The 26443-nt window shown below is 67.7% G+C and carries 33 protein-coding genes; 15 read left to right on the forward strand and 18 right to left on the reverse strand.

The window, feature by feature from the left end; all coding sequences use genetic code 11:
- Positions 1–65: 65 nt before the first annotated feature.
- From ACYVG2_RS11910 to ACYVG2_RS11920, 3 genes are read right to left on the reverse strand one after another with little or no spacing between them, the layout of a single operon-like run.
- A complete protein-coding gene (locus ACYVG2_RS11910) occupies positions 66–722 on the reverse strand; it encodes a response regulator (RefSeq protein WP_460781172.1) in 657 nt (218 codons plus the stop codon).
- On the reverse strand, positions 719–1936 hold the full coding sequence (locus ACYVG2_RS11915) for a sensor histidine kinase (RefSeq protein WP_460781173.1): 1218 nt from the start codon (positions 1934–1936) through the stop codon (positions 719–721). Before ACYVG2_RS11915 ends, ACYVG2_RS11910 begins: the two co-directional genes overlap by 4 nt.
- Before the next feature lie 54 nt (positions 1937–1990).
- Complete coding sequence (locus ACYVG2_RS11920; protein ID WP_460781174.1) at positions 1991–2608, reverse strand: TrmH family RNA methyltransferase; 618 nt, start codon at positions 2606–2608, stop codon at positions 1991–1993.
- Between the two features lie 36 nt (positions 2609–2644).
- Between ACYVG2_RS11920 and ACYVG2_RS11925 the strand changes: the two genes are divergently transcribed.
- Complete coding sequence (locus tag ACYVG2_RS11925; protein ID WP_460781175.1) at positions 2645–3277, forward strand: metal-dependent transcriptional regulator; 633 nt, start codon at positions 2645–2647, stop codon at positions 3275–3277.
- A 27-nt stretch (positions 3278–3304) separates the two neighbouring features.
- Here ACYVG2_RS11925 and ACYVG2_RS11930 read toward each other — a convergent pair whose 3' ends face one another.
- Both ACYVG2_RS11930 and ACYVG2_RS11935 read right to left on the reverse strand, forming a co-directional pair.
- Positions 3305–4036: an IclR family transcriptional regulator gene (locus ACYVG2_RS11930; RefSeq protein WP_460781176.1), complete on the reverse strand. Its 732-nt coding sequence runs from the start codon at positions 4034–4036 to the stop codon at positions 3305–3307.
- A gap of 44 nt (positions 4037–4080) precedes the next feature.
- On the reverse strand, positions 4081–5373 hold the full coding sequence (locus ACYVG2_RS11935) for an alanine racemase (RefSeq protein ID WP_460781177.1): 1293 nt from the start codon (positions 5371–5373) through the stop codon (positions 4081–4083).
- Between the two features lie 148 nt (positions 5374–5521).
- On the opposite strand from ACYVG2_RS11935, the gene ACYVG2_RS11940 reads away from it, so the two are divergent.
- The 3 genes from ACYVG2_RS11940 to ACYVG2_RS11950 are packed head-to-tail and all read left to right on the forward strand — an operon-like array spanning position 5522 to position 7116.
- Positions 5522–6127, forward strand: coding sequence for a bifunctional 4-hydroxy-2-oxoglutarate aldolase/2-dehydro-3-deoxy-phosphogluconate aldolase (locus ACYVG2_RS11940; RefSeq protein WP_460781178.1), 606 nt, complete (start codon positions 5522–5524; stop codon positions 6125–6127).
- Positions 6128–6152: 25 nt separating this feature from the next.
- Entirely contained in the window at positions 6153–6944 is a 792-nt protein-coding gene (locus ACYVG2_RS11945) for an HAD-IIA family hydrolase (RefSeq protein ID WP_448964289.1), read from the forward strand.
- Between the two features lie 4 nt (positions 6945–6948).
- On the forward strand, positions 6949–7116 hold the full coding sequence (locus tag ACYVG2_RS11950; protein WP_460781179.1) for a hypothetical protein: 168 nt from the start codon (positions 6949–6951) through the stop codon (positions 7114–7116).
- A gap of 12 nt (positions 7117–7128) precedes the next feature.
- Here the strand turns inward: ACYVG2_RS11950 and ACYVG2_RS11955 are convergent, their stop codons facing one another.
- The 3 genes from ACYVG2_RS11955 to pyrE all read right to left on the reverse strand — a co-directional run bounded on the left by ACYVG2_RS11955 (position 7129) and on the right by pyrE (position 9896).
- Positions 7129–8286 (reverse strand): anhydro-N-acetylmuramic acid kinase, encoded by a 1158-nt coding sequence (locus ACYVG2_RS11955; protein ID WP_460781180.1) that lies wholly within the window; start codon positions 8284–8286, stop codon positions 7129–7131.
- A gap of 136 nt (positions 8287–8422) precedes the next feature.
- A complete protein-coding gene (locus ACYVG2_RS11960; protein WP_460781181.1) occupies positions 8423–9325 on the reverse strand; it encodes an ROK family protein in 903 nt (300 codons plus the stop codon).
- Between the two features lie 10 nt (positions 9326–9335).
- The gene (gene pyrE / locus ACYVG2_RS11965; protein WP_460781182.1) at positions 9336–9896 is read right to left on the reverse strand and encodes an orotate phosphoribosyltransferase; all 561 of its coding nucleotides are present in this window, start codon (positions 9894–9896) and stop codon (positions 9336–9338) included.
- 88 nt (positions 9897–9984) lie between these two features.
- Here pyrE and ACYVG2_RS11970 point away from each other — a divergent pair, with 88 nt between their 5' ends.
- From ACYVG2_RS11970 to ACYVG2_RS11980, 3 genes are read left to right on the forward strand one after another with little or no spacing between them, the layout of a single operon-like run.
- A complete protein-coding gene (locus tag ACYVG2_RS11970) occupies positions 9985–10521 on the forward strand; it encodes a YbhB/YbcL family Raf kinase inhibitor-like protein (RefSeq protein WP_460781183.1) in 537 nt (178 codons plus the stop codon).
- Positions 10522–10549: 28 nt separating this feature from the next.
- On the forward strand, positions 10550–11395 hold the full coding sequence (locus tag ACYVG2_RS11975; protein WP_460781184.1) for an exodeoxyribonuclease III: 846 nt from the start codon (positions 10550–10552) through the stop codon (positions 11393–11395).
- Positions 11396–11431: 36 nt separating this feature from the next.
- Positions 11432–12241, forward strand: a complete 810-nt coding sequence (locus ACYVG2_RS11980; RefSeq protein WP_460781185.1) for a Cof-type HAD-IIB family hydrolase — start codon at positions 11432–11434, stop codon at positions 12239–12241.
- A 78-nt stretch (positions 12242–12319) separates the two neighbouring features.
- Here the strand turns inward: ACYVG2_RS11980 and ACYVG2_RS11985 are convergent, their stop codons facing one another.
- Entirely contained in the window at positions 12320–12481 is a 162-nt protein-coding gene (locus tag ACYVG2_RS11985; RefSeq protein WP_460781186.1) for a hypothetical protein, read from the reverse strand.
- A 486-nt stretch (positions 12482–12967) separates the two neighbouring features.
- Between ACYVG2_RS11985 and ACYVG2_RS11990 the strand changes: the two genes are divergently transcribed.
- A complete protein-coding gene (locus ACYVG2_RS11990; RefSeq protein ID WP_460781187.1) occupies positions 12968–14101 on the forward strand; it encodes a DUF4232 domain-containing protein in 1134 nt (377 codons plus the stop codon).
- A gap of 96 nt (positions 14102–14197) precedes the next feature.
- On the opposite strand, the gene ACYVG2_RS11995 is transcribed toward ACYVG2_RS11990, so the two are convergent.
- Both ACYVG2_RS11995 and ACYVG2_RS12000 read right to left on the reverse strand, forming a co-directional pair.
- Positions 14198–15169 (reverse strand): nucleotidyl transferase AbiEii/AbiGii toxin family protein, encoded by a 972-nt coding sequence (locus ACYVG2_RS11995; protein WP_460781188.1) that lies wholly within the window; start codon positions 15167–15169, stop codon positions 14198–14200.
- Complete coding sequence (locus ACYVG2_RS12000; RefSeq protein ID WP_460781189.1) at positions 15166–15963, reverse strand: type IV toxin-antitoxin system AbiEi family antitoxin; 798 nt, start codon at positions 15961–15963, stop codon at positions 15166–15168. Before ACYVG2_RS12000 ends, ACYVG2_RS11995 begins: the two co-directional genes overlap by 4 nt.
- A 147-nt stretch (positions 15964–16110) precedes the next feature.
- Between ACYVG2_RS12000 and ACYVG2_RS12005 the strand changes: the two genes are divergently transcribed.
- Entirely contained in the window at positions 16111–16509 is a 399-nt protein-coding gene (locus ACYVG2_RS12005) for a VOC family protein (protein WP_460781190.1), read from the forward strand.
- Positions 16510–16559: 50 nt separating this feature from the next.
- Here the strand turns inward: ACYVG2_RS12005 and ACYVG2_RS12010 are convergent, their stop codons facing one another.
- From ACYVG2_RS12010 to ACYVG2_RS12020, 3 genes are all read right to left on the reverse strand, one after another.
- Complete coding sequence (locus ACYVG2_RS12010) at positions 16560–17096, reverse strand: RNA polymerase sigma factor (RefSeq protein ID WP_460781191.1); 537 nt, start codon at positions 17094–17096, stop codon at positions 16560–16562.
- Complete coding sequence (locus ACYVG2_RS12015) at positions 17093–17731, reverse strand: hypothetical protein (protein WP_460781192.1); 639 nt, start codon at positions 17729–17731, stop codon at positions 17093–17095. Before ACYVG2_RS12015 ends, ACYVG2_RS12010 begins: the two co-directional genes overlap by 4 nt.
- 160 nt (positions 17732–17891) lie before the next feature.
- The gene (locus tag ACYVG2_RS12020) at positions 17892–18086 is read right to left on the reverse strand and encodes a hypothetical protein (RefSeq protein ID WP_460781193.1); all 195 of its coding nucleotides are present in this window, start codon (positions 18084–18086) and stop codon (positions 17892–17894) included.
- A 124-nt stretch (positions 18087–18210) separates the two neighbouring features.
- On the opposite strand from ACYVG2_RS12020, the gene ACYVG2_RS12025 reads away from it, so the two are divergent.
- Entirely contained in the window at positions 18211–18801 is a 591-nt protein-coding gene (locus tag ACYVG2_RS12025) for an RNA polymerase sigma factor (protein WP_460781194.1), read from the forward strand.
- Positions 18798–19553 (forward strand): hypothetical protein, encoded by a 756-nt coding sequence (locus tag ACYVG2_RS12030; protein WP_460781195.1) that lies wholly within the window; start codon positions 18798–18800, stop codon positions 19551–19553. Before ACYVG2_RS12025 ends, ACYVG2_RS12030 begins: the two co-directional genes overlap by 4 nt.
- Positions 19554–19691: 138 nt before the next feature.
- On the opposite strand, the gene ACYVG2_RS12035 is transcribed toward ACYVG2_RS12030, so the two are convergent.
- Genes ACYVG2_RS12035 through ACYVG2_RS12045 form a run of 3 tightly spaced genes read right to left on the reverse strand, consistent with a single transcriptional unit; the run spans position 19692 to position 21452 of the window.
- Positions 19692–20315, reverse strand: a complete 624-nt coding sequence (locus ACYVG2_RS12035) for a dihydrofolate reductase family protein (protein WP_460781196.1) — start codon at positions 20313–20315, stop codon at positions 19692–19694.
- Complete coding sequence (locus tag ACYVG2_RS12040; RefSeq protein ID WP_460781197.1) at positions 20312–21007, reverse strand: winged helix-turn-helix transcriptional regulator; 696 nt, start codon at positions 21005–21007, stop codon at positions 20312–20314. Before ACYVG2_RS12040 ends, ACYVG2_RS12035 begins: the two co-directional genes overlap by 4 nt.
- A 1-nt stretch (position 21008) precedes the next feature.
- Positions 21009–21452, reverse strand: coding sequence for a VOC family protein (locus ACYVG2_RS12045; protein WP_460781198.1), 444 nt, complete (start codon positions 21450–21452; stop codon positions 21009–21011).
- A 151-nt stretch (positions 21453–21603) separates the two neighbouring features.
- Between ACYVG2_RS12045 and ACYVG2_RS12050 the strand changes: the two genes are divergently transcribed.
- Genes ACYVG2_RS12050 through ACYVG2_RS12065 form a run of 4 tightly spaced genes read left to right on the forward strand, consistent with a single transcriptional unit; the run spans position 21604 to position 25686 of the window.
- Positions 21604–22866 (forward strand): sensor histidine kinase, encoded by a 1263-nt coding sequence (locus ACYVG2_RS12050; protein WP_460781199.1) that lies wholly within the window; start codon positions 21604–21606, stop codon positions 22864–22866.
- Positions 22863–23531 carry a response regulator gene (locus ACYVG2_RS12055; RefSeq protein WP_460781200.1) on the forward strand — a complete coding sequence of 223 codons (669 nt, stop codon included), beginning with the start codon at positions 22863–22865 and terminating at the stop codon, positions 23529–23531. The genes ACYVG2_RS12050 and ACYVG2_RS12055 overlap by 4 nt, the downstream gene beginning before the upstream one ends.
- The gene (locus ACYVG2_RS12060; protein WP_460781201.1) at positions 23528–24166 is read left to right on the forward strand and encodes an ABC transporter ATP-binding protein; all 639 of its coding nucleotides are present in this window, start codon (positions 23528–23530) and stop codon (positions 24164–24166) included. Before ACYVG2_RS12055 ends, ACYVG2_RS12060 begins: the two co-directional genes overlap by 4 nt.
- Positions 24167–24180: 14 nt before the next feature.
- Entirely contained in the window at positions 24181–25686 is a 1506-nt protein-coding gene (locus ACYVG2_RS12065; protein ID WP_460781202.1) for a hypothetical protein, read from the forward strand.
- Positions 25687–25767: 81 nt separating this feature from the next.
- Here the strand turns inward: ACYVG2_RS12065 and ACYVG2_RS12070 are convergent, their stop codons facing one another.
- A complete protein-coding gene (locus ACYVG2_RS12070; protein WP_460781203.1) occupies positions 25768–26340 on the reverse strand; it encodes an NADPH-dependent FMN reductase in 573 nt (190 codons plus the stop codon).
- Positions 26341–26443: the final 103 nt, after the last annotated feature.

A 26443-nucleotide genomic window follows, 5' to 3' on the forward strand; every position in this document is an offset into this window, starting at 1 on the left:
CCGCAGCATCGCCCGAGGAGGCGGGACGACTCGCCCGTGCGGGTGATTCTGCGCAGCGATACGGGTCAGTCGGCGGGGCGCAGCACGCCGTGCTCGTACGCCCAGATGACCACGTGGATGCGGTCGGGAACCGCGAGCTTGGCGAGCACCGCCTTCACATGCGTCTTCACCGTGTTCTCGGAGAGGAACAGCGCACGGGCGATCTCGTCGTTCGATGCGCCGGTGGCGAGCAGCCGCGCGACGTCCTGCTCGCGCGGGCTCAGCACGGCCAGCGACTCGCGGGCGTCCCGCCGCGGCGCTCCCTCCCGCACGAATCCCAGCAGCGCCTCAGTGGCGCGCGGCGACATCACCGGGCGCCCATCGGCGACCGCGACGACGGCGTCAGCGAGAGCCTCGGGCGTGGAATCCTTCGTCAGGAATCCGCTGGCGCCCTCACGCACAGCGGCGTAGACGTACCCGTCGAGATCGAACGTCGTCAGCACCAGGACACGGACTCCGGGGCGCAGCCGCAACACCTCCTTCGTCGCGGCGATGCCGTCGGTTCCCGGCATCCGGATGTCCATCAGCACGACATCGACGGCGTGCGCGCGGATGAACTCGATCGCGGCGTCGCCGGACTCGACGGATGCCGTGATCTCCAGTCGCGGATCGCGTGCGAGCAGCGCGGCGATGGCTTCGCGGAACAGCGCCTGATCATCGGCGATCAGCACTCGGATGCTCATTCGGCTCCTCCATCCGCGCGTGCGGCCTCGTGCGCCGCCACGGGCAGTTCGATGCGCACCTGCCACCCGGCGGGCTGCCGCGGTCCCGCGCGCAGCGTGCCCCGTGCGAGGCGGACGCGCTCTGCCATGCCGATGAGCCCGATGCCGCTCCCCGGGCTCGCCGGGCCCTGACCGCTCCCCGCGTCGTCGTCGATCGTCGCGGCGACGTGACCCGACGTCCACTCCAGCCGGACGACGATCCGCCGCGGGGCCGCCGTGTGCCTGACCGCATTGGTGAGCGCCTCGCGCACGGCATGATGCAGCGCCATCAGCGCATCCGGTTCGAGGCGTCGTCGCGTGCCCGTCTCGTCGAACCGCACGTCGGTCTCCGCGCTGCGCACGGACTCGACGAGGCCCGTGATCGCGTCGATGTCGGGGACGGGCGTCCGCGGCGCATCGCCGTCGACGGCGATCACGCCACGCATCCCGCGCAGGGCGTCTCGTCCGGTGTCGGCGATGACGTGCAGCGCGCGCGTGCTGGCGTCCGGATCGTCCCGCACCAGAGCGCGCGCCACATCCGCCTGGGCGATCATGACGGTCATGGAGTGCGCGACGACGTCGTGCAGATCGCGGTTGATCCGCATCCGCTCGGCCGTGATGGCCTCTCGTACCCGGGTGCGCTCCCGCTCTTCGGCGTGCTGTCGTCGCTGGCGCTGGAGCAGACCGATCGCCCAGGCTGCGGCGATCATCGCGGCGAGCCCCCCGAAGAGCCCGACTCTGATGCTGCCGGGCATGGTCGACACCGGCGTCCATGCGATCACAGCCGCGCCGAGCACCCCGACGCCGAGCGAGGCGAGTCCGAGACGGAGTGCACGCAGTGTCGCGACCTCGCCTACGCAGAGCAGGTAGGCGAAGGATGAGGGGAACAGTGCGGCCGGTGCGCCCGCGACCCCTTCGCCTCCCGGCAGCAGCGCGAGAGCGAGCATCGCCAGGCTGGCGGCGGCGAAAGCGATGACGGGGAAGCGCACCGAGATGAGGGTCGCCGCGTGCACTGATGCGAACAGTGCGGTGATCACGGCGGCGGCTGTCGGATCGGGCACGGCCTGCGCCTGGACGACCGCGATGAGGCTGGCCGGGAGCAGCAGCACCGTCATGGCGATCGCAAGGATCACGTCGGGGCGGTTGAGGACGCGCCAGCCGTCAGACGTGGAATTCTGCTTGACGGCGCCGGACACGGCCCCATGCTCTCACGGGCGTGTTCGACGCCGGATCACCCGTGAGGGTGAACGTCACTTCGCGTACCGGCGGCACCATTCGTACATGATCACCGCGCCGGCAGCGCTCGCGTTGATCGAGCGCGTCGAACCGTACTGGGTGATCTCGATATGACCGGATGCCGCGGCGATCGCCTCCTCGGTGAGGCCAGGACCCTCCTGCCCGAAAAGCAGCACGCAGCGCTCCGGCAGCTCGGCCTTGTCGACGGGGACGGCGCCTTCGACGTTGTCGACCGCGATGATCGGGATGCCTTCAGAGGCGGCCCAGACGGCGAACGAGGCGACGTCGTCATGGTGCACGACATGCTGATAGCGATCAGTGACCATCGCCCCGCGCTTGTTCCACCGACGCCGTCCGATGATGTGCACGGTGTCGGCGAGGAACGCATTGGCGCTGCGCACGATCGAGCCGATGTTCATGTCGTGCTGCCAGTTCTCGATCGCGACGTGGAACGGATGGCGGTGCGTGTCGAGGTCGGCGACGATCGCCTCCATGCGCCAGTAGCGGTAGCGATCGATGACGTTGCGGGTGTCGCCGTGCTCGAGCAGTTCGGGGTCGTACTGCTCCCCCTCCGGCCACTCGCCCTCCCACGGTCCGAGTCCATGGGTGGTGCGCTCAGGGGTGTCGGTCACTCAGCCAGCGTAGTCGGGGCGGCGTAGGCTGGGCTCGTGGCATCCCCAGCGGCAGACGACTATCTGAAGACCGTCTATGCGCACACCGAATGGCAGGATGCGCCGATCACTCCTTCGCAGCTCGCGGCGAAGCTGGGCATCGCCCCCTCGTCTGTGACGGAGATGGTGAAGAAGCTCGCCGCTTCGGGTCTCGTCTCGCACGTGCCGTACGGCGCGGTGCGGCTGACGGATGCCGGTGAACGTCGCGCCCTGTCGATGGTGCGCCGCCACCGCCTCGTCGAGACCTGGCTGGTGAGAGAGTTCGGTTACGGCTGGCACGAGGTGCATGACGAGGCCGAGGTCCTCGAGCACACGATCAGCGATCGTCTGCTGGAGGGGATCGACGAACGGCTGGGCCGGCCCCGCTTCGACCCGCACGGCGATGCGATCCCGGATGCCGCGGGCCATGTCGCGCGCGAACCGTTCGTGCTGCTCGCCCAGGCCCCGCTCGGCCACGAGGGCCGCGTGCTGCGCGTCTCCGACACCGACCCCGACCTGCTGTGCGCCCTGGAAGAGCTCGGGCTCTCGGTGTCGTCCGTCGTCCGCCTCACCGACGGCGGCGTCGAGATCGACGGAGCGGTCGCCGAGCTGCCGGACGGCGCCGTCGACGTCGTCTGGCTCAGCGCGTAGCATCCGTCCAGGTGCGCATGCGCGCGGTCAGCGCAGCGCGTGTGCGATCTGCTCGGCCGTCCGGCGGAGCAGCGGAACGTGCCCCTCCAGATGCGAGAGGTCGTGGACCATCCGCAGCGCGGTGATCGAAACGGCGCCGACGACACCCACCGAGGTCGTGATGGGGACGGCGACGCAGTTCACGATCTCCTCGAACTCGCCCTGATCGACGGCCCAGCCGCGTGCGGCCGTCACCTCGAGCTCCGCGTCGAGCGCGGCCCTTGTGGTCAGCGTCTGCGCGGTGTGGCGCGTCCAGTCAGCGCCGGCGAGCACGTCGTCCCGGCGTTTCTGCGTCAGCCCGGCGAGGATCGCCTTCCCCACCGCGCTGCGATTCGGATGCACAGGCGACCCGACCCGCGAGTACAGCCGCACACGACGCGGGTCCTCGACCTTGTCGACGTAGAAGATCTCATCGCCCACGAGCCCTGCGACGTGCACGGTGTTTCCGACCACGCGGTGCAGCTGCCGCACGGGGGTGTGCGCGGCATCCTTCAGGGCGACGTCCTCCAACGCGGCCGCACCGAGCATCGCCAGGCGAAACGCGACCGCATAGGTACCGTCCTCACGTCGCCGCACGAAGCCGACCTTCTGCAGCGTCTGCAGCTCTCGGAACATCGTCGAGCGATGGATGCCGAACTCCACCGCGAGCGGCGAGACTGCTTTGGGCTCGCCGGCGAGAGAGTCGAGGATCGCGGCTGCACGCTCGACGCTCTGCGACACCTAGACCACACCCTCTCCGCGCGGTGTGCGCCCGACCTCCACCATCAGAAGAAGGTGTGGATCAGATCCACGACGACGTCGGAGTCGACCGACTCGACGACGGGCAGCACGGTCCACTTGTCGAACGCGGTGCACGGGTGCGAAAGCCCCAGCCGGACGAGGCCTCCGATCTCGAGTTCGCCGCCGCCCTCGAGCCGGACGAAACTGTGCTGGTCGTTCATCGCCGAGACGGATGCTCCGGGCAGGGTCTGCCAGGGTGCGCCGAGCGCCGCGCTCTTCGCACGGGGGATCGGCAGTCCCTCATCGAACGGGAAGTCGCGCTTGCCGCCGTCTATCAGGGCGAGACCGGGCTCTGGGTGCGAGACGACCCGGCCGACGCCGAACATGCCGGGGATGAAGCGAGGCTCATCATCGCTCGTCCTCGCCTCGTCGAACGGTGAGATGCCGCGGTAGAAGCCGTCGTCGTGGACGATGTAGGCGCCGGAGCGCAGGGTGAACAGGGTGCGGCCTCCGCCGGGGCGCTCTTCGGCGTCTGCTGCGGCGCCGGCCTCGGCGAACACCTGCGCGACGAGATCGAAGTATGCGCTGCCGCCCGCCGTCACGTAGACGTCGCCGTCGTCGTAGAGGTGCCCGATGCGCTCGTGCAGCTCGATCTGGCGACGCAGGTACGTCTCGACCGCGTCGATCGCACGGACGCTGCGATCGTGCGCGAGGCTTCCCTCGTAGCCGGCGACGCCGGCGAGGCGCAGCACATCGGATGCCGCGATGCGCTCGGCGATCGCGATCGCCTCGTCGAGCGTGCGGGCACCCGTGCGCCCGCCGTCGCCGCCGAGTTCGACCAGCACGTCGACCGGGCGAGGAGCATCCGCGTCGCGCAGCGGAGCCTCCATCGACTCCACCGTGGCGATGGAGTCGGCCCAGCAGACGAAGCGGAAGTCGGGGTCGGCGAGCTCGCCCGCGAGGTAGCGCAGCGCGTGCGCGTCGACAGCGGCATTGGCGAGCATGATGGAGGAGACGCCGAACGTGCGGGCCGTGCGCACCTGGCCCATCGTGGCGAGCGTGATGCCGAGCGATCCCGCATCCAGCTGCCGCTGCCAGAGCGAGGGTGCCATGGTGGTCTTGCCGTGGGGCATGAGCTCGAGGCCGCGCTCAGCGCACCACGTCGCCATCACGTCGGTGTTGTGGCGCATCGCCGCGTCGTCGAGAACGACGAGCGGGGTCCAGAACTCCGAAAGTCGTGGCCGGGAGGCCAGGAACTCCGCCGTCGTCATCCCGACGGCCCGTTCCGGCAGCCCCTTGTGCCGCGCTGTCAGCCTGATCTCCGCAAGCTCGTGCATCTGTCGCCCTTCCGTCTCGTCAGAGTGTGCATATGTTGCAACGTGAATTGCAGTTGACGCTCACTCTGGTCACACTCGAAGTGTAGTCGCGCTCGAGTTGCGACTCATCCGTGCTCTCCAAGGCAGCACCCCCGAAAGGCGGCACCTCGTGCTCGACAACTCCTCCCTCGCCGCTCTCTTCGGCGATGTCCCCCTGATGGCGATCCTGCGCGGCATGGGTGCGGAGCGCACGCTCGCCGTCGCCACCGCCGCCTGGGATCTCGGCATCACGAGCGTGGAAGTGCCAGTGCAGACGCCTGCCGATGTCGAGGCGCTGCGCGTGCTGGCCGAGGCCGCGAAGGACCGCGGGCTGACGGTCGGCGCCGGCACCGTCGTCTCGCTCGAGCATGTGCGCCAGGCCGCGGACGCGGGCGCCTCGTTCACGGTCAGCCCCGGTTTCGATGCCGAGGTCGTTCGCGCGTCGCACGATGCCGGGATGCCGGCGCTGCCGGGCGTGGCCACCGCCACCGATGTGCAGCTCGCGATGAAGTCCGGGCTCACGTGGCTCAAGGCGTTCCCCGCGTCTCTGTTGGGTCCGGCCTGGTTCACGGCCATGTCCGGACCGTTCCCGCAGGCGAACTTCGTCGCGACCGGCGGCATGGACTCGTCCAATGCGGCGCAGTTCCTCGACGCGGGCGTACGCGTGGTGGCGGTCGGTTCCGCGCTCGAGGACCCCGCGCAGCTTCCGGCGCTTGCGCGCCTGCTCCGCGGGTAGCATCCGCGACCAATAGGCTGAGCACATGGCTGAACGCTCCGAGATCGAATGCTGGCTCACCGACATGGACGGCGTGCTCGTCCATGAGAACGACGCCATCCCCGGTGCATCCGAGCTGCTGGCCGGCTGGGAGGCCGAAGGCATCCCGTACCTGGTGCTGACGAACAACTCGATCTTCACCGCGCGCGACCTCTCGGCGCGTCTGCGCTCCAGCGGTCTGAATGTGCCGGAGGACCGGATCTGGACGTCGGCCCTGGCCACCGCGGCCTTCCTGCAGCAGCAGGTTCCCGGCGGTTCGGCGTTCGTCATCGGCGAGGCCGGCATCCTCACCGCCCTGCATGACGCAGGGTTCGTCATGACCGAGACCAACCCCGACTTCGTCGTCGTGGGCGAGACCCGCACCTACTCGTTCGAGGCGATCACGAAGGCCATCCGCCTGATCAACAGGGGCGCGCGCTTCATCATCACCAACCCGGACGCCACCGGCCCGAGCGTCGAGGGCCCGCTGCCGGCGACCGGAGCCGTCGCCGCACTCATCACCAAGGCCACCGGACGCGAGCCGTACGTCGTCGGCAAGCCGAACCCGATGATGTTCCGCTCGGCGTTGAACAAGATCGGCGCGCACTCCAAGCGCACCGGCATGATCGGCGACCGGATGGACACCGACGTGGTCGCCGGCATCGAGGCGGGGCTGCACACCGTGCTCGTGCTCACCGGCATCAGCGACCAGGTCGAGATCGAGAAGTACCCGTTCCGCCCCGACGAGATCGTGAACTCGGTCGCCGATCTGCTGCCGTCGGGCTCTTCAGAAGGCTGACGCCATGGACCAGAGGGACCTGCTCTTCCTCGTGATGCTGCTGATCGGGCTCACCACGCTGACGGTCATCATCGTGCAGTTCGTCCGCTCCCGTCGCCGGGGTCGGGGCGACGACGAGGGCCGATCCGGCAACTGGTGGGAAGGCCCCTGGGACGACGACCGCAAGCGCTGACGAGCGCGCGCGTCAGCTCAGGGTCAGACTGCGCACGGACGCCACCGGCTCCGGCATCCGCAACGGACCCGCACCCGGCGTGATCGTGCCGAGGATGCGCGGCTCGCGCGCACCCGTGCCGCCGGGGACGATGGCGGGGACCCCGTGCATGGTGCACCACCCGATCAGGGCGAACAGGATCGCCTCCTTGTTGTCCGCTGACGCGCCCAGCTCATCCGCGAGTACGACCTCGGTGTCCGGCAGTGCGGCGCGGAGACCCTGCATGATCAGCGGGTTGTGGCATCCCCCGCCCGACACGGCGAGGAAGCCGATTCCTGCCGCGCGCGCGTCGTTCGCCACGGTCTGCACCGTCAGTTCGGTGAGCGTGCGCACGAGGTCGGTCACGCGCACGTCGCGGCCCAGCGCGGTCGCGTGCGCACGCACGTAGTCGAGGTGGAAGTGCTCCTTGCCCGTGCTCTTGGGAGCCGGCAGGGCGTAGTACGGGTCGGCGAGCAGCGAGGCGAGCAGGGCATCGTCGACGTCGCCGGACAGGGCGATGCGAGCATCCTCGTCGTAGCCGAGCGGGTTCAGGCCGTACTTCGCGATCACGGCATCGACGAGCGCGTTCGCCGGTCCGATGTCATAGGCCGAGATCGCGCCCTCACGGACGATGGTCATGTTCGCGATGCCGCCCAGATTCAGCGCGGCCGACGTGCCTGCACGCCCTCGCAGCAGCAGTTCGTCGAGGAACGACACGAGCGGTGCGCCGTGCCCGCCGGCGGTGATGTCGCGGATGCGTACGTCGGACACCACAGGGGCGCCGACCGCTTCGGCGATCCACGCCGGCTGGCCGATCTGCAACGTGCCGCGGGCATGTCCGTCGTCGACCCAGTGGTAGACGGTCTGCCCGTGGGTGCACACCGCATCGACGCCGCCGACGGATGCCGCAGCATCCGCCGCCACGTCGGCGAACGCCTGACCGATCAGGGTGTCGAGCTCGCAGACCTCGGCCAGCGTCGTCTTCGCGGGCGGCAGCGCGGCCACGAGTCGAGCACGAAGCGCAGGGTCGTAAGGGACGCTGGCCTCGTGCAGCACGGTGCCGCGCACGGCGCCATCCGCCTCGCTGAAGTCGACGACCGTCACATCGATCCCGTCGTGTGAGGTGCCCGAGAGCAGTCCGAGTACGCGCATCCGTTGTCCTTCCGTCGTCCTTCGAGGGTACGTCGGCCTGCGGGCGACACCCCGCCGGCCGACGCACCAGATGTCGGACCGTTCGTGGTGATTCGTCCGACATCTGGCGTGTCGGCCCCCAATCCGTTGGGGCGAACTACCTGAGCACGAGCGCGGCCGCGCCGATCAGCGGGCCTTCGTCTCCCAGCCCGGAGCGCACCACACGCGCGCGCCGGGAGTAGTCGTGTGCGGCACTCGCGGTGAGCGCCTGCTGCACGAGGTCGATGTAGTCGTCGGACACCCGGGAGAACCCGCCGCCGATCGCGACCATGTCGAGGTCGACGAGTGTCGCGGCATCCGCCAGCGCCTCTCCCACTGCGCGAGCGGACCGTTCGATCGCCGCACGCGCGATCGGATCGCCGGATGCCGCGTCGCGAGCGAGATCTTCGCCGGTGGCACCCGTCCATCCCTGTGTCTGCGCCCACGCGGCACTGGCGGGCCCCGAGGCGATCTCCTCGAGCGTCAGCCCGCCTTCACGGCGCACCTGCCCGAGGTGCCCGGCGTTGCCGGAGGCTCCACGGATGTACTGCCCGCCCACGACGAACCCGCCGCCGACCCCCGTCGAGACGACGATCGACAACGACGAGCGCGCCTCGCGGGTCGCTCCGAGCCACGCCTCGGCGAGCGCGAGTGCACCGCCGTCGTGCCCGAACACGGTGTGCACGTCACGGCCGAGATCAGCGGATGCCGCGTCACGCACCGCTCCGGCCAGGCCGTAGCCGCGCGCCTGGGGCATGTTGACCGGCACGATCGAACCCGTCGGGAGGTCGATCGGGCCCGCGCTGCCGACACCGGCGCCCACGAGCTCGGCGCCTTCCGGCAGCAGGGCGAGCGCATGCGCGATGACGGCCCCGACTGCAGCATCCATCGATGTCTGTGTCGCGGTGCGGCCGGTGGCCTGCCTGCTGCGGCTGCCTGCGACCAGCATGCCGTCGTCGCCGACGAGCGCGGCTTCCAGCTTGGTGCCGCCCACATCCACGGCCAGTGCGTAACGAGTCATGCGCCGAGAATCACTGCGGGTCGAGACCGAGGTCGTCGAGGTCGAAGGCGGCCAGCCATTGCAGGCCCTCGGCCTCGATCGCGGCCTGCGCGCCGGTCTTGCGGTCGACGATCACGGCGACGGCGACGACCTCTGCGCCTTCGCGCCGCAGAACCTCGACGGCCTTGAGCGCGGACTGGCCGGTGGTGGAGGTGTCCTCGAGCACGACGACGCGCTTGCCCGCGACGTCGGCGCCTTCGATCTGACGGCCGCGGCCGTGGTCCTTGGGCTCCTTGCGCACGACGAACGCGTCCAGCGGACGGTCGGTGCCGACCGAGGCGTGCAGCACGGAGTTGGCGATCGGGTCGGCACCGAGCGTCAGACCGCCGACGGCCGCGACGTCGAGATCGCCGATCAGATCGAGCATGATGCGGCCGATCGCCGGAGCAGCCCTGTGGTCGAGCGTGAGACGGCGCATGTCGACGTAGTAAGTCGCCTGCTTTCCGCTGGAAAGGGTGAAGTCGCCGTGGAACACCGCCTCATCCTTGATGAGGGCGAGGAGGGACTGTCGGTCTGCGTCGAGTGCGGTCACGGCATCCAGCTTAGAGCCGGTGGTGCGACCTGCGTGGTGCGCCTATCGTGGGCCGTGACGTCATCATCCCCTCAGCGAAGGAGGCCCCATGCTCTCGTACGATCCTTACGCCGAGCTCGCCACGCTGCGTGATTTCGCGCCGCTCGAGTTGAGCAGTTCCGATTTCGAACCGGGCGGTCCGCTGCCGCTGTTCGCCTGGTCGTCCGGTCGGGGCGGTGAGGACCGCTCGCCCGCTCTGGAGTGGTCGACGCCGCCCGCCGGCACACGCAGCTTCGCGATCTCGTGCTTCGACCCGGACGCTCCGACCGGATCGGGGTTCTGGCATTGGGCCGCCTACAACCTTCCCGCCTCGGCCATCTCGCTCGCCAGCGGCCTCGGAGATCTCGCCGCGCTTCCGCACGGAGCGACGGTGCTGCCGAACGAGTCCCGCTCCGATCGGTTCATCGGCGCGGCCCCGCCGGAGGGCACAGGCGTGCATCGGTACTTCTTCGTGGTGGACGCACTGGACGTGGAGACACTCGACATCCCCGCGGGCTCCACGCCGGCGGTGCTCGGATTCAACCGGCATTTCCATTCGCTCGCCCGTGGCGTGCTGATCGGAACGGCCGATCCTGCGGAGCGCTGACGTCCGACCCCGCAACTAGGCTGGATGCATGCGCCTGGCCACCTGGAACGTCAACTCCATCCGCACCCGCGTGCGCCGCACGGTCGAGTTCGCGGTGCGCGAAGACATCGACGTGCTCGCGATGCAGGAGATCAAGTGCAAGCCCGAGCAGTTCCCCTATGCGCAGTTCGAAGAGGCCGGCTATCAGGTCGAGGTGCACGGCCTGAATCAGTGGAACGGCGTCGCGATCGCGAGCCGCCTCCCCATGACGGATGTGTCCACCGCATTCGACGGCATGCCCGGCTTCGCCAAGGGTCATGAGGGACCGGATGCTCCGCTCGAGGCGCGCGCGCTGGGTGTGACCGTCGACGGCGTGCAGATCTGGAGCCTGTACGTGCCGAACGGGCGGGCTCTGGGCGACCCGCACTATGCCTACAAACTGCACTGGCTCGACGAACTGCGCCAGCACGCGGCATCCGCTCTGCAGAAGAACCCCGATCTGCCCCTGGCGCTCGTCGGCGACTTCAACATCATCCCGTTCGACTCCGACAACGGCGATCCCGACATCGTCGAGGGCGTCTCGACCCACGTCTCCCCGCAGGAGCGCGCGGCGTTCTTCGCTTTTCAGGATGCGGGTCTCACCGACGTCGTGCGTCCGATCCTGCCCGAGGGCTACACCTACTGGGACTACCAGCGGCTGAAGTTCCCCCGCAACGAGGGCATCCGCATCGACTTCGTGCTCGGCTCCCCCGCACTCGCCGGCGCCGTGACCGGCGCATCCATCCACCGCGACGAGCGCAAGGGCGAGCAGCCCAGCGATCATGTGCCGGTGGTGGTCGACCTCGACTTCGGTGGCGCCGATGCTGACGACGACATGCCGATGATCTTCGCGTGAGCGTGGTCGAGAACAAGACGACGGGTTGAGACGCCGATGCCTGTCCGCTTGATCGCGACCGATCTCGACGGGACCCTGCTCGACTCTGCTTCAGCCGTGTCGCCGCGCACGCGGCGAGCGCTCGATGCCGCCCGCGCCGTCGGTATCCATGTGGTCCCCGTCACAGCGCGACAGCCGATCGGTCTGCGTATGATCGCCGCCGACGCCGGATTCGACGACTGGGCGCTGTGCGGCAACGGAGCCTATGCGACGCATCTGACGGACGGACGGATGCTGTTCGCCGAGGAGCTGCCGGCCGAGACGGTTCGCACCCTCGCCGAGGCGCTGCAGGCTGCCCTGCCCGGGCTGCTGTTCGCGAGCGTGCGCGAAGGCGGCGAGACGTTCGTGGCTCAGCACGGCTACGCGCAGATCGCTCACCTCTCCGACCACAAGCGAGATCCCCGCACGATGGGCGGTGTGCCGCTCGACCTCGTTCTGGCTGAGCCCAGCGTGAAGTTCGTCATCCGGCACCCCGAACTCGCGCCGCAGGCGGTGTTCGACATTCTGCGCCGCCTCGGGCTCACGGGATTCGAGGCCACGCTCTCGGGCGCACCGTTCGTCGAGGTGATGGCCGAGGGCGTCACCAAGGCCACGGGCCTGGCCCGGCTCTGCGACCACCTCGGGATCGAGCGGGCCGACGTGGTCGCATTCGGCGATGCGCTCAACGACGTCGAGATGCTCCACTGGGCCGGGCACTCGGTGGCGATGGCAGGCGGGGAGAAGGTTGTTCACGATGCCGCCGATGAGGTCGCGGCGTCGAACGACGAGGACGGGGTCGCCCGGGTCATCGAGCGGATGCTGGCGTGATGAGGTTCCGACGACACACGACGAGATGATCGGTCCCGGCGACGTGCTCAGTTGACGAAGCCAGATGTCTTGCGGGGATTACACCGGTAGTTCGACCACGGCTTGCCGAGTACCTCCACACTGCTCAGAGCCGTCGATGCGGGTCCAGTCCACGTTCACGTGGCCCTGGTCGACGACCACTCCGGTCTCATCCGTCAGCCGGTAACCCATGGTCGGCTCACCGCCAAGGATGAAAGTCACCTGCCACCCGACCTCGCTGGATCCACTCAGCTCCTGCAGGTTCGTGTCCCGCGGTTCATCAGTGGCGCCGATCCGCCCGGGCTGTATCGGAGTCCCCGGGACGCAGTCCTCTCCGTCGCAAATTTCGAGCGACAGCCCGGGTTGCGCGTTCGCGAGAGTCACCGTCGCGTTGCTCGGATACGCAACTGCAGGACAAACCGCCTCAGCGAACGGATTGCACGCTGTCAGCAATCCCAGCCCAGACACGACGAATGCCGCGGCCACAGCCATTCTTCTACCACGCATGAGGTCAGGCTACGCGGGTACGAGATCCTGGCAATCACTCGTTCCCAATTCGAGATGCGACCACTCAACCGCGCCGGCGCGAGGCGCGTGCCGATGGTGAGGTCTGCCGAAACGTTCACGCGTGGAATGACGGGGTGATGAAGCGATCGTGGCGATAGGGTCGAGGCACCCGGATATCCGCGGTACTAACCAGGGGGTGCGATGCGGCGAGGCCTGATCGGCGGAGGGGTGCTCGCCGCCCTGTGGTTTCTCTGCGGCTGGGCGCCGTACTTCCTGTACGCGGCCGGAGGGAGCATGGCGACTCTGGCGCAGCTCGTGCCGTCCCCCATGGGACGTGGCGTCTTCGGGAGCCCGGTCCTGTGGGCGGCCATCGTGCAGACGCTGACAGCTGTCGTACTCATCGCCGGATACTCGGCGCTCGCGTCGAGGCTCTCTGCGGGTCGGGTCGCGTTCGCGGCCGGCTGGCTCGCGGCGATTCTGACCGCCTTCGCCATCGGCGCCGTCATAGATCTCGGCAGTTTCATCGTCCACGTAGCCGACTCAGGGATCCGGGGTGCCACCGCCACCATGGGTAGCGCGTCGGAGACGACGTGGTGGGCGGTGCTGGCCGGGTGGGTCCCCGCACTCCTGCACGTGCGCCTGGGACGGATGCGGCATCCGGACTCCTCGCGGTCGTCCAGCCCTTCCGCCGTGTCAAGACCCACCGCGGTCGCATCCCTGATAGCGGTCCTCGCGCTGATCGCTCTTCCGTTCGCGACGGAGGGTGGCCATAACGCGACACAGGAGCGACTGCGCGAGGAACAAGCAGCCGAGGAAGGTCAGGCCGATCCGAGCGGGGCGGGCGCCCCGGATCCTGCTGCATCAGGAGAACCTGTGCCGACCGCATCAGCCTCCGACGGCCGGCTACCCGAAGGTGCGTGCACGACGGCGAGCACGACGATCTTGGCGCCGGCTCCGGATGCGGCCACCGGACACCGAGGACAGTCGCTGTCGCTCGTCAACGTGTCCGAAGAGGCATGCGTCGTCGACGGATATCCGGACATCGCCTATGGAGACCAGAACGAGCATCTCCTCGACGTGGTTGTCGAGCACGGCCGCTCGTTCATGGCAGAGGACCCAGGCGCGTCACCGATCACTCTGCAGCCCGGAGAGTCGGCCTCGGCTGTGATCGGGTGGGATGCGAACTCAGTGCACGGACAGCTTGCCGCCCGCAGTCTGTGGATAGCCGTGGCGCCTGGAGAGGAGCGACTCTCGTGGGATGTCTCGCTGGACATCATCTCCGGAGCAACCGTGCACGTGACCGCTTGGCAGACCGCAGCACCGCCAGGGAGCTGACGCACCGTCCCACCTGAATCTGGTTTCCCCGGCGATCTTCGCGTGAGCGCTATGCAGGGCTCACGCCGCACCGGGTGCGGTGTCCGGTCATTCGCATCAGTAAAGTCCTGCCTCGGCAAGACGGTCTCCTGGCAGTTTCGCGAGGAGCCGAAGTGCTAACGGACGATCCTGTTCGCGAGCACGTGCAATTACTCGTTCATCGTCGTCGAGTTCGGCAAGGAACCGGAAATGCGTGCGCAAGCCTTCACCGAGCTCCTCTGCTGTTGGCGTCGGCACCGCGAGCGCACCGATGTCCTCGCTGTCGAACTCGTCGGTTCCGCGGATGCGCAGCCACTTGTCCGGATCGAAGTCGGGTCCTTCGTGGCCAGGCTTCCAGAAAGTGCTTCCCGCATGAAGACCGTTCGCATCGACCCATATTTTCAATACAGCCAATCGGCGCAGAAGTGCCAGATCCATCTGACCGGTGATGCGCGTGTTGGTCATGACCCAGCGCAGATCGTACATGTCACGGGCCGGAGTCGCGCGGTTCAACCGTGCGACCTTTTCCGCGATATTCTCCTCGAGTCGCACGATCTGAAGTTCCGGTAGCGCGGGTTGGCCATACTGTGCGTGCACAGGAAGCGACTGCCACCCACGCCGTACAGGCGGAAGCCAGGGTGGCGGGTTCAGATCGAGCTTGCTCTGCAATTCCCCGACCTGCACGCCGAAGTCGTGCTCGAACGTAAGCGTCCACTTTCCGCGGCGTTCGATGACGCCGTAGCGGAAGGGGCCGATCTGCAGGCCTTCGATCGCGGCGATGAGATCGACGAGTGCGTCTTCGGGATTGGCACCGACCTCCACTGCTGCGAAATCGAGGTCGAGCGAGAACCTGCCTGCGTTGCCGGCATACAGTTTACGCAGCGATGTCCCGCCCTTGAACGCGAGTGCGTCGAGGGTTCCACCAATGTGCAGGTGGCGCAACAGGATGTCCTGTGCAATGTCGATCACTGCTGCGTCGCGCCCCTGCGCTCCTGCACCTTGAGGCGTGTGGCGCGCGACATGCCCGATAGTGAGGCGGATATCGCTCATGAGATCGGCTCGAGCAATCGGGGGTCGAAGGGGAGCAAAGTGTCTGCGACCTGCCAGCTCGCATCGTGTCTGCGCAAGGGGCTCCGTGGCCCGAACCATGTCTTACCGGTGAACCGCGTGTCGCTGTGGATCGTGGCGGCGAGGTCGGGACGCATCCCTTGGAGAAGGTATCCGGTGCGGACGCGCACAGAGGTCGGTCGACCGTTGATCTCGTCGCCAAGGCGCTCAGCGATGAGCGTACGGGCAAGCTCAGGCAGCCATTCCAGAGCACTGCTCCACGAGCGCACCGCCTGCGGGCGGGAGGCCATGTGCACGACAACGCTCTCCGCAGCGAGAACGGGAACGCCCCGAAGAACCTCGTAGTTCAGGTTCGGGTCGAACGTTGCCGCCAAAAGCTGCGGCGGAAGTTCACGCGCAAGCGCGCTTGTCGAGGCGGCAACTTCAAGGCGCGTCGGAACACGATCAGCCACACCGTGCGCCCAGGCAGCCGCCTGGAATGTCAGAGCGCACCTCGCGTCGGGACGCGCTGCAAGAAACGCAAGCAACGGAGTGGTCGGATCATTGCTTGAGTACCGACCAGCTAGGGCCGCTGGTGCGAACTCCCACACACCGCGGCGCGCAGTTGGCAGCAGCCATCCTCGTTCTCGCAAGCGAGACGCCACGATCTTCGTAGGGGTGCGTATATGGTGCCGCTCAACAAGACGGGCAAGGTCGCCGATCGTCACGAGCGACGACTGCTCGAGTTCGAGATCCTCAAGCACAGCAGCAAGCGAACGGGGAATTGTGCGCGTCATGGATATGCCTTTGGTAACTAGCTAAGTAACCATTATCACATGCTTGACACCAAATGGTGGGTTGTCATCATATGGGGCTGGTTACCAGATCAGTAACCAACTGATTCCATGCGACACCAATACGCGTCTACGTGGGAATATCGAAAGATGCCAGGTTTCCATCACGTCGAGTTGTGGGTTGCGGACTTCTCGGAGGCGCAAGCTGAGTGGGGCTGGCTTCTGAGCAGGCTAGGTTTCGCACTCGAAAGCGCATGGGTCGATGGGCAGTCATGGAGCGCCGACGGCGCGTACCTCACGATCACGACCTCGCCGAACTTGACGTCGCCGACGCACGACCGTCGACGTGCCGGCGTGAATCACCTGGCGTTCAAGGCTGAGTCCGCGACGGCGGTCGACATGGTTATCGCGGACGCGCCCGCGCACGGTTGGCGTCCGCTCTACCATGACCGCTATCCGCATGCGGGCGGGGAGGACCACTACGCCGGTTGGATCGAGAACTCCGCCGGATTCAAAGCCGAGGTCGTCGCCACGCTCTCTCCGGAGTGAAACGGCAAGGATCCGCACCCAGAACCGTTGCCGACGCAGCATCCGGCTCATTACACCGACGAGACACCGACGTCAGTTGAGGGACCGATCGGGTCCAAGGATTGTGCGAGTTGCTTCCGGGCAGCCTGATATCGGGTTCGCGCGGTCGAGGCGGGGATGCCGATGATGCCGGCTGCGTCGGTGATACTGAACCCGTCCCAGTGGATGAGGCCGATCAGCTCGCGCAGGTCGGGCGCCAGCCGGCTCACGGCGTCGCGAACTTCGATCGTGCGCTGGTCATCATCGGGAGGCGTGGCGGTGGTGAGGTGGGCACGGAGTTTGTCGGCGAGTTTCCATCGTCGCTGTGCAGCTCGTTCCGCATTCGCAAGGACGTTTCTCGCTATCCCGAACAGCCACATCCTTGCTTGAGTGGCCTCATCGGGCATGGCGTCGATACGGCGCCATGCGGTCGCCATCGTCTCCGACAGTAGATCGGCCGCCTCGGTGCCACGGGCCCGGTGCTCGAAGTATGCGAGGAGATCCGCGGCGTTCATCGAGATGTTGTCGACGCCGCGGGACTGACGCTCGTTCATGCGTCGGCGGCTCACGGAATGTCCTCTCCGCAGAGAGTCTGGCCACGGAGCGCCATCGAATATCGTTCGCCGGACTGGAAGAATCCACGTTCGACAAGCTCTTCGTTCACGGTCTTGTTCACTGCGGTGCTCACGGCCATCCCGTAGATCACGTCCTCGATCGTGCCGTACCCGGGCGAACCGCTGTTGCTGACGACCATGGCCTGCGCATATTCGAGTGCCGAGTCCTCAATGAGCAGCCGTCCGTATCGCGCAGCGACATCTGCATCGGCGACGACGTCCATAGTGGCGTAGATCTCTTGGACAGCGCGCTGAATGTCGGGATTCTCGGAACGAAGGTCGCCGACGCGCTCTTCGCAGATCACACCGCTGGGCAGCGTGTACGTGAACGTCCCGTCAGGCGTGTGCGCCCACGGCTCCCACAGGCCCGTCGCCATCGCGGCTGCACCGAGGCCGAACACCGCGACGACCGGAATCCCTGCGGTCAGCGAGAGCCGCCAGGCACGCTTACGTGCATCCGGGCGCGCTGCTCGCCGCGTGGCGATCGTCAACGAAGCCAGCTCGTCCTCCACTGCGGGGGTTATCGGCGTCGTCGGAGACGCGAGCCGCCGCAACACTTGATCGAGCTCTTCGTGATCTTTGGTGTCCATGCCAGTCCTTCCTCAAGAAGCCCTCACCATGTACATGTCCGGCACCTGTCGAAACGTCTGTCGCCGGGGAACAATGCGTCAAACCCCTGAGGTCGCGATCAGTATCTCGAACCGCACGGCCTGAGACACGATGCTCCTGGGGCGTTATGGCCGCAGGTTCCTACCAGATTGGGAATCCAGGGATCCAGGCGACGGAACCATACGAGATCACAGGTGCGATGGCGAGCAATACCCAGGGAGCCGCAACGAACCAGACGAGCGCGATCGTGACGCCCACGAGCAGCGTCGCCGCAATCATCAGCCCCCAGGAAATCGGTGCGCGTTCGAGCCGGAGCATCTCGGACCTCGTGGTCATAGCTTGAGCGTAGAGGAGAATCGTCGCGTGATCGCTTGCACCCCGCTCCCCGTGCGCTGGCTGCGTGCTGCTCAGCACTCGACGGTGCGTGTGACACTTCCGCGACTGCCGGACATGACATGGTATGAGCGATAACGACGAGAGCGCGACGTGGGAGAGAGCCCGCACGGGGAGCGGAGAGGCTTACGCTGAGCTCTTCCGCCGGCATCGTGACGCCGTGTTCCGGCGCGCTACGGCGCTGGTTGAACGCGCGCAGGATGCTGAGGATGCGACGGCCGTGGCGTTCTTCGAGCTGTGGCGGAGGAGGAGGTCGGTCCTCCTCGTCGACGGCACTGTTCTGCCGTGGCTGCTGGTGACCGTCGCTAATACGGCGAGGAATCAGCGTCGCGGCGGCATGCGATACCGGCGACTGTTGGCGGCGCTGCCGCGTGCGGAGGCCCGTGATGCGGAGCACGAGGCGATCACTGCCCTGGAAACCAAGGCTCTCGGCATCCGGTTACGTGACGCGCTGTCGGTGCTGGATCCGAAGGATGCCGCACTACTCACGCTCACGGCGGTGGACGGGCTCACCGTCGCCGATGCCGCCCGGCTTATCGGGCTGAAGGCGGGAGCTGCCCGCACGCGTCTGATGCGTGCGCGCCGTCGCCTTCAGCACGACCTCACATCAACCACGCCACACGTCATCCCGCTTCTGGCGGAAGGAGAACGCGCATGAACACCGCAATGGACTCGGTCTTTGCTGCGAGCGTCGAGCAAGAAATGGTGGCCATCGGCACCGACCACAGTCGACTGCAACGCCATCAGCGCAGAGCACGGACGGCGACTATCGTTGGCGGATCGCTCGCGCTGGTCGGAGCGCTGACGGGGGCCGCGATCATCAGCGGGCTGCCGGGTCAGACGACGGTCACTTCGTTCGGTGAGCCTGTGAGTGGTTCCTACACGGGCACGACCATCGTCGACCTCGGTCCGGTACCGGCCGGTGCTGAGCAGGTGATCCTCGAAGTCACTTGCTCCGAGGGCGGGAAGATCGAAGTGCCCACGAATCCAGGATCGTCGGACATCAGGTCCGCAAGCGTCTACTGGGAGTGCTCCGACCCGATCCGCGAGAATCCTACGGTCCACGTCGACAACGGCCTTCTGCCCGCTGACGGCGGAACCACGATCACCATCAGCGCAGATCCCGGCACGTCGTGGACTGTCGTCGCACGCTACGGCTCGTCATCGTCTACTCTCTGGGGCGTGAACGCGCACGGTGAGACATACGGAGTGCCGAATGAGAACGGCATCCCTGATCTCGTCTCAGCGCAGGCGACCAACGGCGAGGTCGGCTACACACGGGAGTCCGAGTCGCTCGCCTTCGAAGGCGAAGGATATCTGAGGGTCTACAAGTCGGACGGCGAGACGGTGATCGGCTGGTTCCCGGTCGGCGACCCCTCGACGCTTGGGGACCCGCCCGCGGTGGACTAGTGAGGTCGGCCCACGGTTCACGTGGGACCGTGGATCTGCGTTTTCTGCGGAGGTTTCGACTCGCCCACGGCTCGCTCAACCCGTTTCGTCTCGCTTCGCTCGCTCAACGACCCGCGACGGCTTCAGCGTCCCCCGGGCTCACTCGCCCATCGTCCCGGTGCGAACCGGACCGGGCGCCGGCGCGTAGCGCAGGCTCACGGCGCCGTTGTCGCCGACCTCCGCACCGAGCAGCGTCAGGTTCGCCGCGGCGGCACCGTCGGGGAACACCTTCTTGCCCTGGCCGAGCACGACCGGGTACACCCAGAGCTGCAACTCATCGAACAACTGCTCGGTGAGCAGCGTCTGCACGAGGTCGACGCTGCCGATCACGTGCACATCCTCGTGCTGAGCGCGCAGCCGCGCGACCTCGGCCTTCAGGTTGTCACCGACGCGCGAGCTCCCCTGCCATGCGAGCTCGATGTCGGCGTCTCGCGAGGCGACGTACTTCGGCACCCGATCGAAGAGTTGCCCGATCGGCCCCTCAGGACCCGTCGTGTGATGCGGCCAGTATGAGGCGAAGATGTCGTAGGTGCGGCGGCCCAGCAGCAGCGCGTCGAGCGTCGACATCCCCTCCATGACCCATTTCCCGACGGCGTCGTCCGGCACTCCGGCCTGCCAGCCGCCGAAGGAGAACCCGTCCGAGGGATCCTCCTCCGGTCCGCCTGGCGCCTGGGCGACGCCGTCGAGCGTGGTGAAAAGATCGATGATGATGCGGCCGGTCATGATGCGGCTCCTTGCAGTTCGAATGATGCGATGTGAAAGGTGGAGGCGAACGAGTCCAGGAACGACTCGTCTCCTCGGACGACCGCGACGACATCCTGCGCGATCGCCTGGGTCGGCGTGATCTCGCCACCGATGATGCGGCGGATGCCGGGACCGGCGACGAGGACGGCATCCGGCTCGCCGTCCGGCATCTGCCCGCCGACGGGTGGCGCGGGCGGCGCGATCTGGGCGACCGACAGCATCCCGCCGCGCACCTGCGCGCGCAGCGCGACGTCACCGACGTGCAGTTCGTAGTCGGCATCCGTCGCCGACTCCGGTCGGAACGCCGTCCGCAGCGCCATGGTGAGCGAATCAGGGGTGACGACGTCTCCGGGCGAAGGGTCTCCCATGGCCTGGAAGCCCCAGCGTCCGATGGCGAGCATGATCGGCTCGAGCGCGCGACCGTAGGGGGTGAGCTCGTACACGAGCCCGCAGTTCTTCAGCGGCACTCGGCGCACGACTCCACCCTCCTGCAGGTCTTTCAGTCGCGTCGAGAGGATGTTCGTGGGGATGCGCGGCAGGCCCTGCTTGAGGTCGGTGTAGCGCCTGGGCCCCACGAGCAGATCGCGGACGATGAGCATCGCCCACCGTTCACCGATCAGTTCGACGGCCGTGGTGACCCCGCAGTACTGGCCGTAGCTGCGCGCGGCCACGTCAGGACGCGGAACCCTGCTCGGCCATGTACGCCTCAGGGCCCTTCTCGACGGCCTCCTCGCTCATGTAGAGGAAGCCGAGGCTGTTGCCGTCGGGGTCGTCCAGATCGCGGGAGTACATGAAGCCGTAGTCCTGCGCAGGCTTCGGCTCGGTGCCGCCGGCGGCGAGCCCCTTGGCGACGATCGCGTCGACGGCCTCACGGGAGTCCTGACTGAACGAGACCGACACCTGCACCGACTCGTTCGGGTCGGCGATCGGCTTGTCGGCGAAGGTCGCGAAGAACTCGCGCTTGAGCACCATGAAATAGATGTCCTCACTCCACACGATGCACGCGGCGTTCTCGTCGGTGAACTCGGGGCTGATGTCGCAGCCGAGACCGGTGTAGAACGCCTTGCTGCGCTCGAGATCGGTGGTGGGGAGGTTGACGAAGACCTTGGTTGACATGCTGACTCCTTTGTCTGATGCTCGATGCCGGCGAGATCGCCGTGCCTGTTGAGAACGATGCTTGCAAAAAACAAGTACGGTGTCAACGGCATCTTTCCCGATCCGTCGCAGGGCGGATGCTGCAGCATCCGCTTGCCCGTACCGTTGAACCATGTCCGCACCATTCCGCGCGCTCACCGCGAGCCAACGCCGGTCCGACGCGCTGCTGGCCACCGTCGTCTTCGTCTCCGGTGTGATCAGCGCCGCGCTTTCCGCGGCGTCGGAGATCTACGGCGACGAGCAGGCGCCGCTGTGGCAGGCGCTGATCTATCTGGTGTTCCTAGCAGCGCCCCTCGCGTGGCGGCGCGTCTGGCCGGCCCAGGTCGCGATCATCGTCTCGGTCGCCTACTTCGTCGCCGTCACCCTGCGCATCCCCGAGCTGTACGCCGGCAATGTCGCGATGTTCATCGCGCTGTACACGGTCGGTGCCTGGATGGCGAACCGCCGCGCGGCGATGATCGTGCGAGCCGCGATCATCGCCGGCATGTTCGCGTGGCTGATGGTCACGATGTACCGCGACGCGATCGACACCGCCCGCGAGGAGGACATCATCGCCGGCGCCATGTCGCCGTACCTCGCCTTCATGATGCTGCAGCTGCTGGTGAACGTGCTCTACTTCGCCGGCGCCTACTACTTCGGTGAGCACGCGTGGCGTGCCGCGATGCAGCGCCAGGCACTCGAACAGCGCACGGTCGATCTGGAGCGCGAGCGCGAGGTCACCGCCGCGCAGGCCGTGGCACTCGATCGGGTGCACATCGCCCGCGAGTTGCACGACGTCGTCGCCCACCACGTCTCGGTGATGGGCGTGCAGGCAGGGGCCGCGCGCATGGTGATCGACCAGGATGCCGCAGCGGCGAAGGAGATCCTCTCCGATGTGGAAGGTTCGGCACGCGAGGCGATCAGCGAGCTGCGACACCTGCTCGAGACGCTTCGCTCCTCGGATGCCGGCGTGGACGACGCCGCGTCGACCGTCACCCTCGACGACATCGCCGACCTGGTGGAGGCGTCCAACTCGGCCGGAGTGCCCACGGAGTTCACCGTGATCGGCACGCCGCGACCGGTGCCATCGGTGACGCAGGTGAATCTCTACCGCATCGCACAGGAGTCGCTCACGAACGCCCGCCGCCACGCCGGCGCGGAAGCCATCGCCGACGTGCGCCTGCGCTACCAGGACACCGGCATCGAGCTCGAGATCGTCAACACAGGCCGGGCCGTTCTCACGCCGCGGTCAGGGATGGGGCAGTTGGGCATGCGCGAACGCGCACTGGCGTCGGGCGGCACGATCGAGTCGGCGCCCCGCGAGCGCGGAGGATGGCGCGTGCGCGTGCACGTTCCCCTGTCCGCGCCCGTCGCCCTGGCGGGAGCGAACGCATGACCGGTCCGATCCGTGTGCTCCTCGTCGATGACTACCAGGCGCTGCGCGCCGGGTTCCGCACCATCCTCGACATCCAGCCCGACATCACGGTCGTCGGCGAGGCCGCCACCGGCGCAGAGGCCCTGACGGCGGCATCCGATCTCAGACCCGATGTGATCCTGATGGACGTGCAGATGCCCGACATGGACGGCATCGAAGCGACCAGACGCATCGTCGCAGACGACGAGGTGCGCGCGGCGATAGCGATCGTGACGACCTTCGATCGCGACGACTACCTCTTCGCCGCTCTGGATGCCGGTGCGAGCGGCTTCCTGCTCAAGAACGGCACCCCGGAGGATCTGGTCACCGCCGTCCGCGTGCTCTCCGCCGGCGACGGCATGCTGGCTCCGGAGGTGACGCGCCGGGTCATGCAGCGGTACGCATCCACCGCACCGGAAGCCGCGGAGACCGCGACGGCGAACGTGCTCGCCGAGCCGCTCACCGAACGGGAGACCGAGGTGCTGGCACTGGTCGCCGAGGCGATGAGCAACGCCGAGATCGCAGCGCGGCTGTTCATCGGCGAGGCGACGGTGAAGACCCACGTCTCGCGCATCCTGCAGAAGCTCGGGGCGCGCGACCGCGTGCAAGCCGTCGTACTGGCGCACCGCCACGGACTCGCGCGATGACGGCTCTGCTCACGGCATCCGATGTGGGGGTCGTCGTCGACGAACAGGTGCTGCTGCCGACCACGACGCTGACGATCGACCAGGGCCAGACCCTGGCGGTGCGCGGAGAGAACGGAGCGGGCAAGACGACACTGCTGCGCGTGCTCGCCGGTCTCATGCCCGCGACATCCGGCGATGTGCTCCTCGAAGGCGAACCGCTGCACATCCGCCGCCGCGCCCACCGCGCCGCGATCGCGGCGATGATCGGCGCGCCACCGCTGTCGCGGGATCTCACACTCGCCGAACAGCTGCGCTTCATCCGCGCCACCTGGGGCGACGACGCCGGGACCGGGGAGCGTCAGGCCGTTGCGGTACTGGAAGAACTCGGCATCGCCTCCCTGAAGATGCGGTACCCCTCAGAGCTGTCGTCAGGACAGCTGCAACTGTTCTGCCTTGCGCTGACCCTGGCCAGGCCGAGCCGGGTGCTGCTGCTGGACGAACCAGAGCAGCGCCTGGACGCGCACCGGCAGGGTCTGGTCGCCGACGCGCTGCGCCGGCGATCGGGGGCCGGATGCGCGATCGTCTTCGCGACGCACAGCACCGCACTCGTGGAGGCGATCGGATCCGACGTGCTGACAGTCGGCGAGAACGAGTGATCGACGGAGTCAGCATGCGGGATCGTGCGCGCGTAGCGGCGACGCGGGCCGTGCACCGTGCGCGAGGCTCGCACCGAACACGGGGTGACACCGCCTACCTGGCGTACATCTCCGTGCTCGTCGCCGCGATCGTCGGGGTCCCGATCATCCGCACGATCGTGTTGGCGCTCGCCGCGCCCGAAGCCATGGAGGCGCTCGGACACGAGAGCACCGCACGCCTCATCGCCGTCGCCGGCGCCCTGGTCTGGGTGGGGGCGCTGGCACTGGGCCGCGTCCGCGGCCCGATCACACCGGATCCGTTCGTGGCCGTCGCCCTTGGCCGGTCGGACATCCCTCCCCGCGCAGCATGGTCGCGTGAACTGCTCGGATCCTCCGTCGGCGTGTGCCTCGCGCTGACCGCACTCGCGACGTTGACGGTGAGCGGATTCCTCGCCCGCGGCGTCGCGATCGACACGGCCATCGCGTTCATCGTCGGATCGCTCCTGTTCGCCGTGCCGACCGCGGCGATCTGGCTGGCCGGCCAGGTCGTGACCCGGCGCACTGCGGCCGTCTGCGGGGTCGTGCTCGTCGCGCTGCTCGCCGGCGCCGTGTCGCTCCCCCTCGATGCGCTGCTTCCGGCCACTGCGCTCGCGGGCCTGTGGCCGGGCGGCATCGGCGCGACGGTCGCGCCGCTCTCGGCACTCGGTGCCTGCGCGATCATCGCGCTGGTTGCGATCGTCCTTCTCCTCGATCGGATGATGCCGAACAGCGTCGAGGATCATGCGCACCGGTGGGAGGCGATGACGGTTCTGGCCGGCACCGGCGACATCTCGGGCGCCCTGGATCGTACGCGCACGCGACCGGTGACAGGGCGTCGCATGCGCATCGCGTTCGCACGACCTCTTGTCGTCGCTGTGCTTCAGCGCGCGATCGTCGGCGCCCTGCGTACGCCGCTGCGTGCCGCGGTCGCGCTGGTCGCCCTCGCCGCTGCGGGCGCCGGATGGGCTTGGTTCGCGCAGTTGCAGGAAGGCCCGCGCTGGGTCGCTGCGATCGGAGCCGGACTGTTGACCTTCGCCGCCCTGGGCCCGTTCATCGACGGGTTCCGTGAGGCGGCAGACACCGCAGGTCGCCCGGCGGTGTACGGCCGTACGGCCGGGTGGCTGCTGGCGCTGCACCTGCCGTTGCCCCTGTTGATGGGCGTTCTCGTTCCGTCGGTCGCCGTGCTTCTCGCGGGTTCCGACCTCGGCACAGCCGCCATGGCGGCGACGATCGGAGCGATGCTCGTCGCCGTGCGCGCGTATGACTCGACCAAAGGCCCGATGCCCATCGAACTGATGATGCCCGTTCCGACCCCTGCGGGTGACGCCTCTTCCATCGGCATGTGGGCGTGGCAGGCCGACGCCCTGCTGTGGACGGCCGTGCTGTCGTTCTGGCTCTCGACATCGTCCACGGCCGGCCCGGCGACGCTGCTCTGGGCGCTGCCGGTCGCCGCACTGCTCACGGCGCTCACCGCCGGACGGCTGGGCCGCGCAGCATCCTGATCGGGTGGGCACCGCTGAGCCGTGCGGAACCACGGATGCCCCGCAGCCCGAAGGCTGCGGGGCATCCGTGGTCGGCGAAGGTTACGCGTTCACGAGGTCGGCGGAGTGCTGCACGCGCGAGATGAGGCCGTTGAAGGCCTCGAGGTAGCCGACGAGGAACCCGGCGGTGCTGTCGTCGGTGACCTGGCCGTCGTCGGTGAACAGGCCGGGGCGGTCCTGGATGAAGCCCTCGGGCTGTCCCATGGTGATCGCGCTGAAGTGACCGAGGATCGCACGCAGATGCTGCTGGGCGGCGGCGGTCGCGACGCCGGAGCCGGAAGTGCCGATGACGGCGACAGGCTTGCCGAAGAACGACATCTCACCGTACGGACGGGTCGACCAGTCGAGAGCGTTCTTCAGCACACCCGGGATCGAGCGGCTGTACTCGGGTGTCACGATGATGACGCCGTCGACGTCGGCGATGGCCTTCTTGAAGTCCCTCGCCACCTGAGGGAAGTCGCCGTCGAAGTCGGGCGAGTAGAACGGGAGGTCCTTGATCTCGATCTCGACGAGTTCGGTGCCTTCGGGGGCGAGGTTCGTCAGCACGCGCGCCAGGCGGCGGTTGATGGAGGTGCTGGAGATGCTGCCGACGATGTAGCCGATGGTACGAGTCACAGGTTTTCCTTCTCTTCTCGGGCTCGACACGAGCCTTGACTGTCTTCCGAGGTCAACGACCCTCGGGAAGATTCTATTCCGTTGAATACAATGAGTTCTCTGT

The sequence above is a fragment of the Microbacterium shaanxiense genome, assembly GCF_054779995.1.

Bases quoted from the DNA above. Each gene is read 5' to 3' on its own strand.
- ACYVG2_RS11910 (WP_460781172.1), bottom strand. From the start codon at position 722: ATGAGCATCCGAGTGCTGATCGCCGATGATCAGGCGCTGTTCCGCGAA.
- ACYVG2_RS11935 (WP_460781177.1), bottom strand. From the start codon at position 5,373: ATGCACGAGCTTGCGGAGATCAGGCTGACAGCGCGGCACAAGGGGCTG.
- ACYVG2_RS11945 (WP_448964289.1), top strand. From the start codon at position 6,153: ATGGCTGAACGCTCCGAGATCGAATGCTGGCTCACCGACATGGACGGC.
- ACYVG2_RS11950 (WP_460781179.1), top strand. From the start codon at position 6,949: ATGGACCAGAGGGACCTGCTCTTCCTCGTGATGCTGCTGATCGGGCTC.
- ACYVG2_RS11955 (WP_460781180.1), bottom strand. From the start codon at position 8,286: ATGCGCGTACTCGGACTGCTCTCGGGCACCTCACACGACGGGATCGAT.
- ACYVG2_RS11960 (WP_460781181.1), bottom strand. From the start codon at position 9,325: ATGACTCGTTACGCACTGGCCGTGGATGTGGGCGGCACCAAGCTGGAA.
- ACYVG2_RS11970 (WP_460781183.1), top strand. From the start codon at position 9,985: ATGCTCTCGTACGATCCTTACGCCGAGCTCGCCACGCTGCGTGATTTC.
- ACYVG2_RS11975 (WP_460781184.1), top strand. From the start codon at position 10,550: ATGCGCCTGGCCACCTGGAACGTCAACTCCATCCGCACCCGCGTGCGC.
- ACYVG2_RS11980 (WP_460781185.1), top strand. From the start codon at position 11,432: ATGCCTGTCCGCTTGATCGCGACCGATCTCGACGGGACCCTGCTCGAC.
- ACYVG2_RS11990 (WP_460781187.1), top strand. From the start codon at position 12,968: ATGCGGCGAGGCCTGATCGGCGGAGGGGTGCTCGCCGCCCTGTGGTTT.
- ACYVG2_RS11995 (WP_460781188.1), bottom strand. From the start codon at position 15,169: ATGAGCGATATCCGCCTCACTATCGGGCATGTCGCGCGCCACACGCCT.
- ACYVG2_RS12000 (WP_460781189.1), bottom strand. From the start codon at position 15,963: ATGACGCGCACAATTCCCCGTTCGCTTGCTGCTGTGCTTGAGGATCTC.
- ACYVG2_RS12005 (WP_460781190.1), top strand. From the start codon at position 16,111: ATGCCAGGTTTCCATCACGTCGAGTTGTGGGTTGCGGACTTCTCGGAG.
- ACYVG2_RS12015 (WP_460781192.1), bottom strand. From the start codon at position 17,731: ATGGACACCAAAGATCACGAAGAGCTCGATCAAGTGTTGCGGCGGCTC.
- ACYVG2_RS12020 (WP_460781193.1), bottom strand. From the start codon at position 18,086: ATGACCACGAGGTCCGAGATGCTCCGGCTCGAACGCGCACCGATTTCC.
- ACYVG2_RS12025 (WP_460781194.1), top strand. From the start codon at position 18,211: ATGAGCGATAACGACGAGAGCGCGACGTGGGAGAGAGCCCGCACGGGG.
- ACYVG2_RS12030 (WP_460781195.1), top strand. From the start codon at position 18,798: ATGAACACCGCAATGGACTCGGTCTTTGCTGCGAGCGTCGAGCAAGAA.
- ACYVG2_RS12035 (WP_460781196.1), bottom strand. From the start codon at position 20,315: ATGACCGGCCGCATCATCATCGATCTTTTCACCACGCTCGACGGCGTC.
- ACYVG2_RS12045 (WP_460781198.1), bottom strand. From the start codon at position 21,452: ATGTCAACCAAGGTCTTCGTCAACCTCCCCACCACCGATCTCGAGCGC.
- ACYVG2_RS12050 (WP_460781199.1), top strand. From the start codon at position 21,604: ATGTCCGCACCATTCCGCGCGCTCACCGCGAGCCAACGCCGGTCCGAC.
- ACYVG2_RS12055 (WP_460781200.1), top strand. From the start codon at position 22,863: ATGACCGGTCCGATCCGTGTGCTCCTCGTCGATGACTACCAGGCGCTG.
- ACYVG2_RS12060 (WP_460781201.1), top strand. From the start codon at position 23,528: ATGACGGCTCTGCTCACGGCATCCGATGTGGGGGTCGTCGTCGACGAA.
- ACYVG2_RS12065 (WP_460781202.1), top strand. From the start codon at position 24,181: ATGCGGGATCGTGCGCGCGTAGCGGCGACGCGGGCCGTGCACCGTGCG.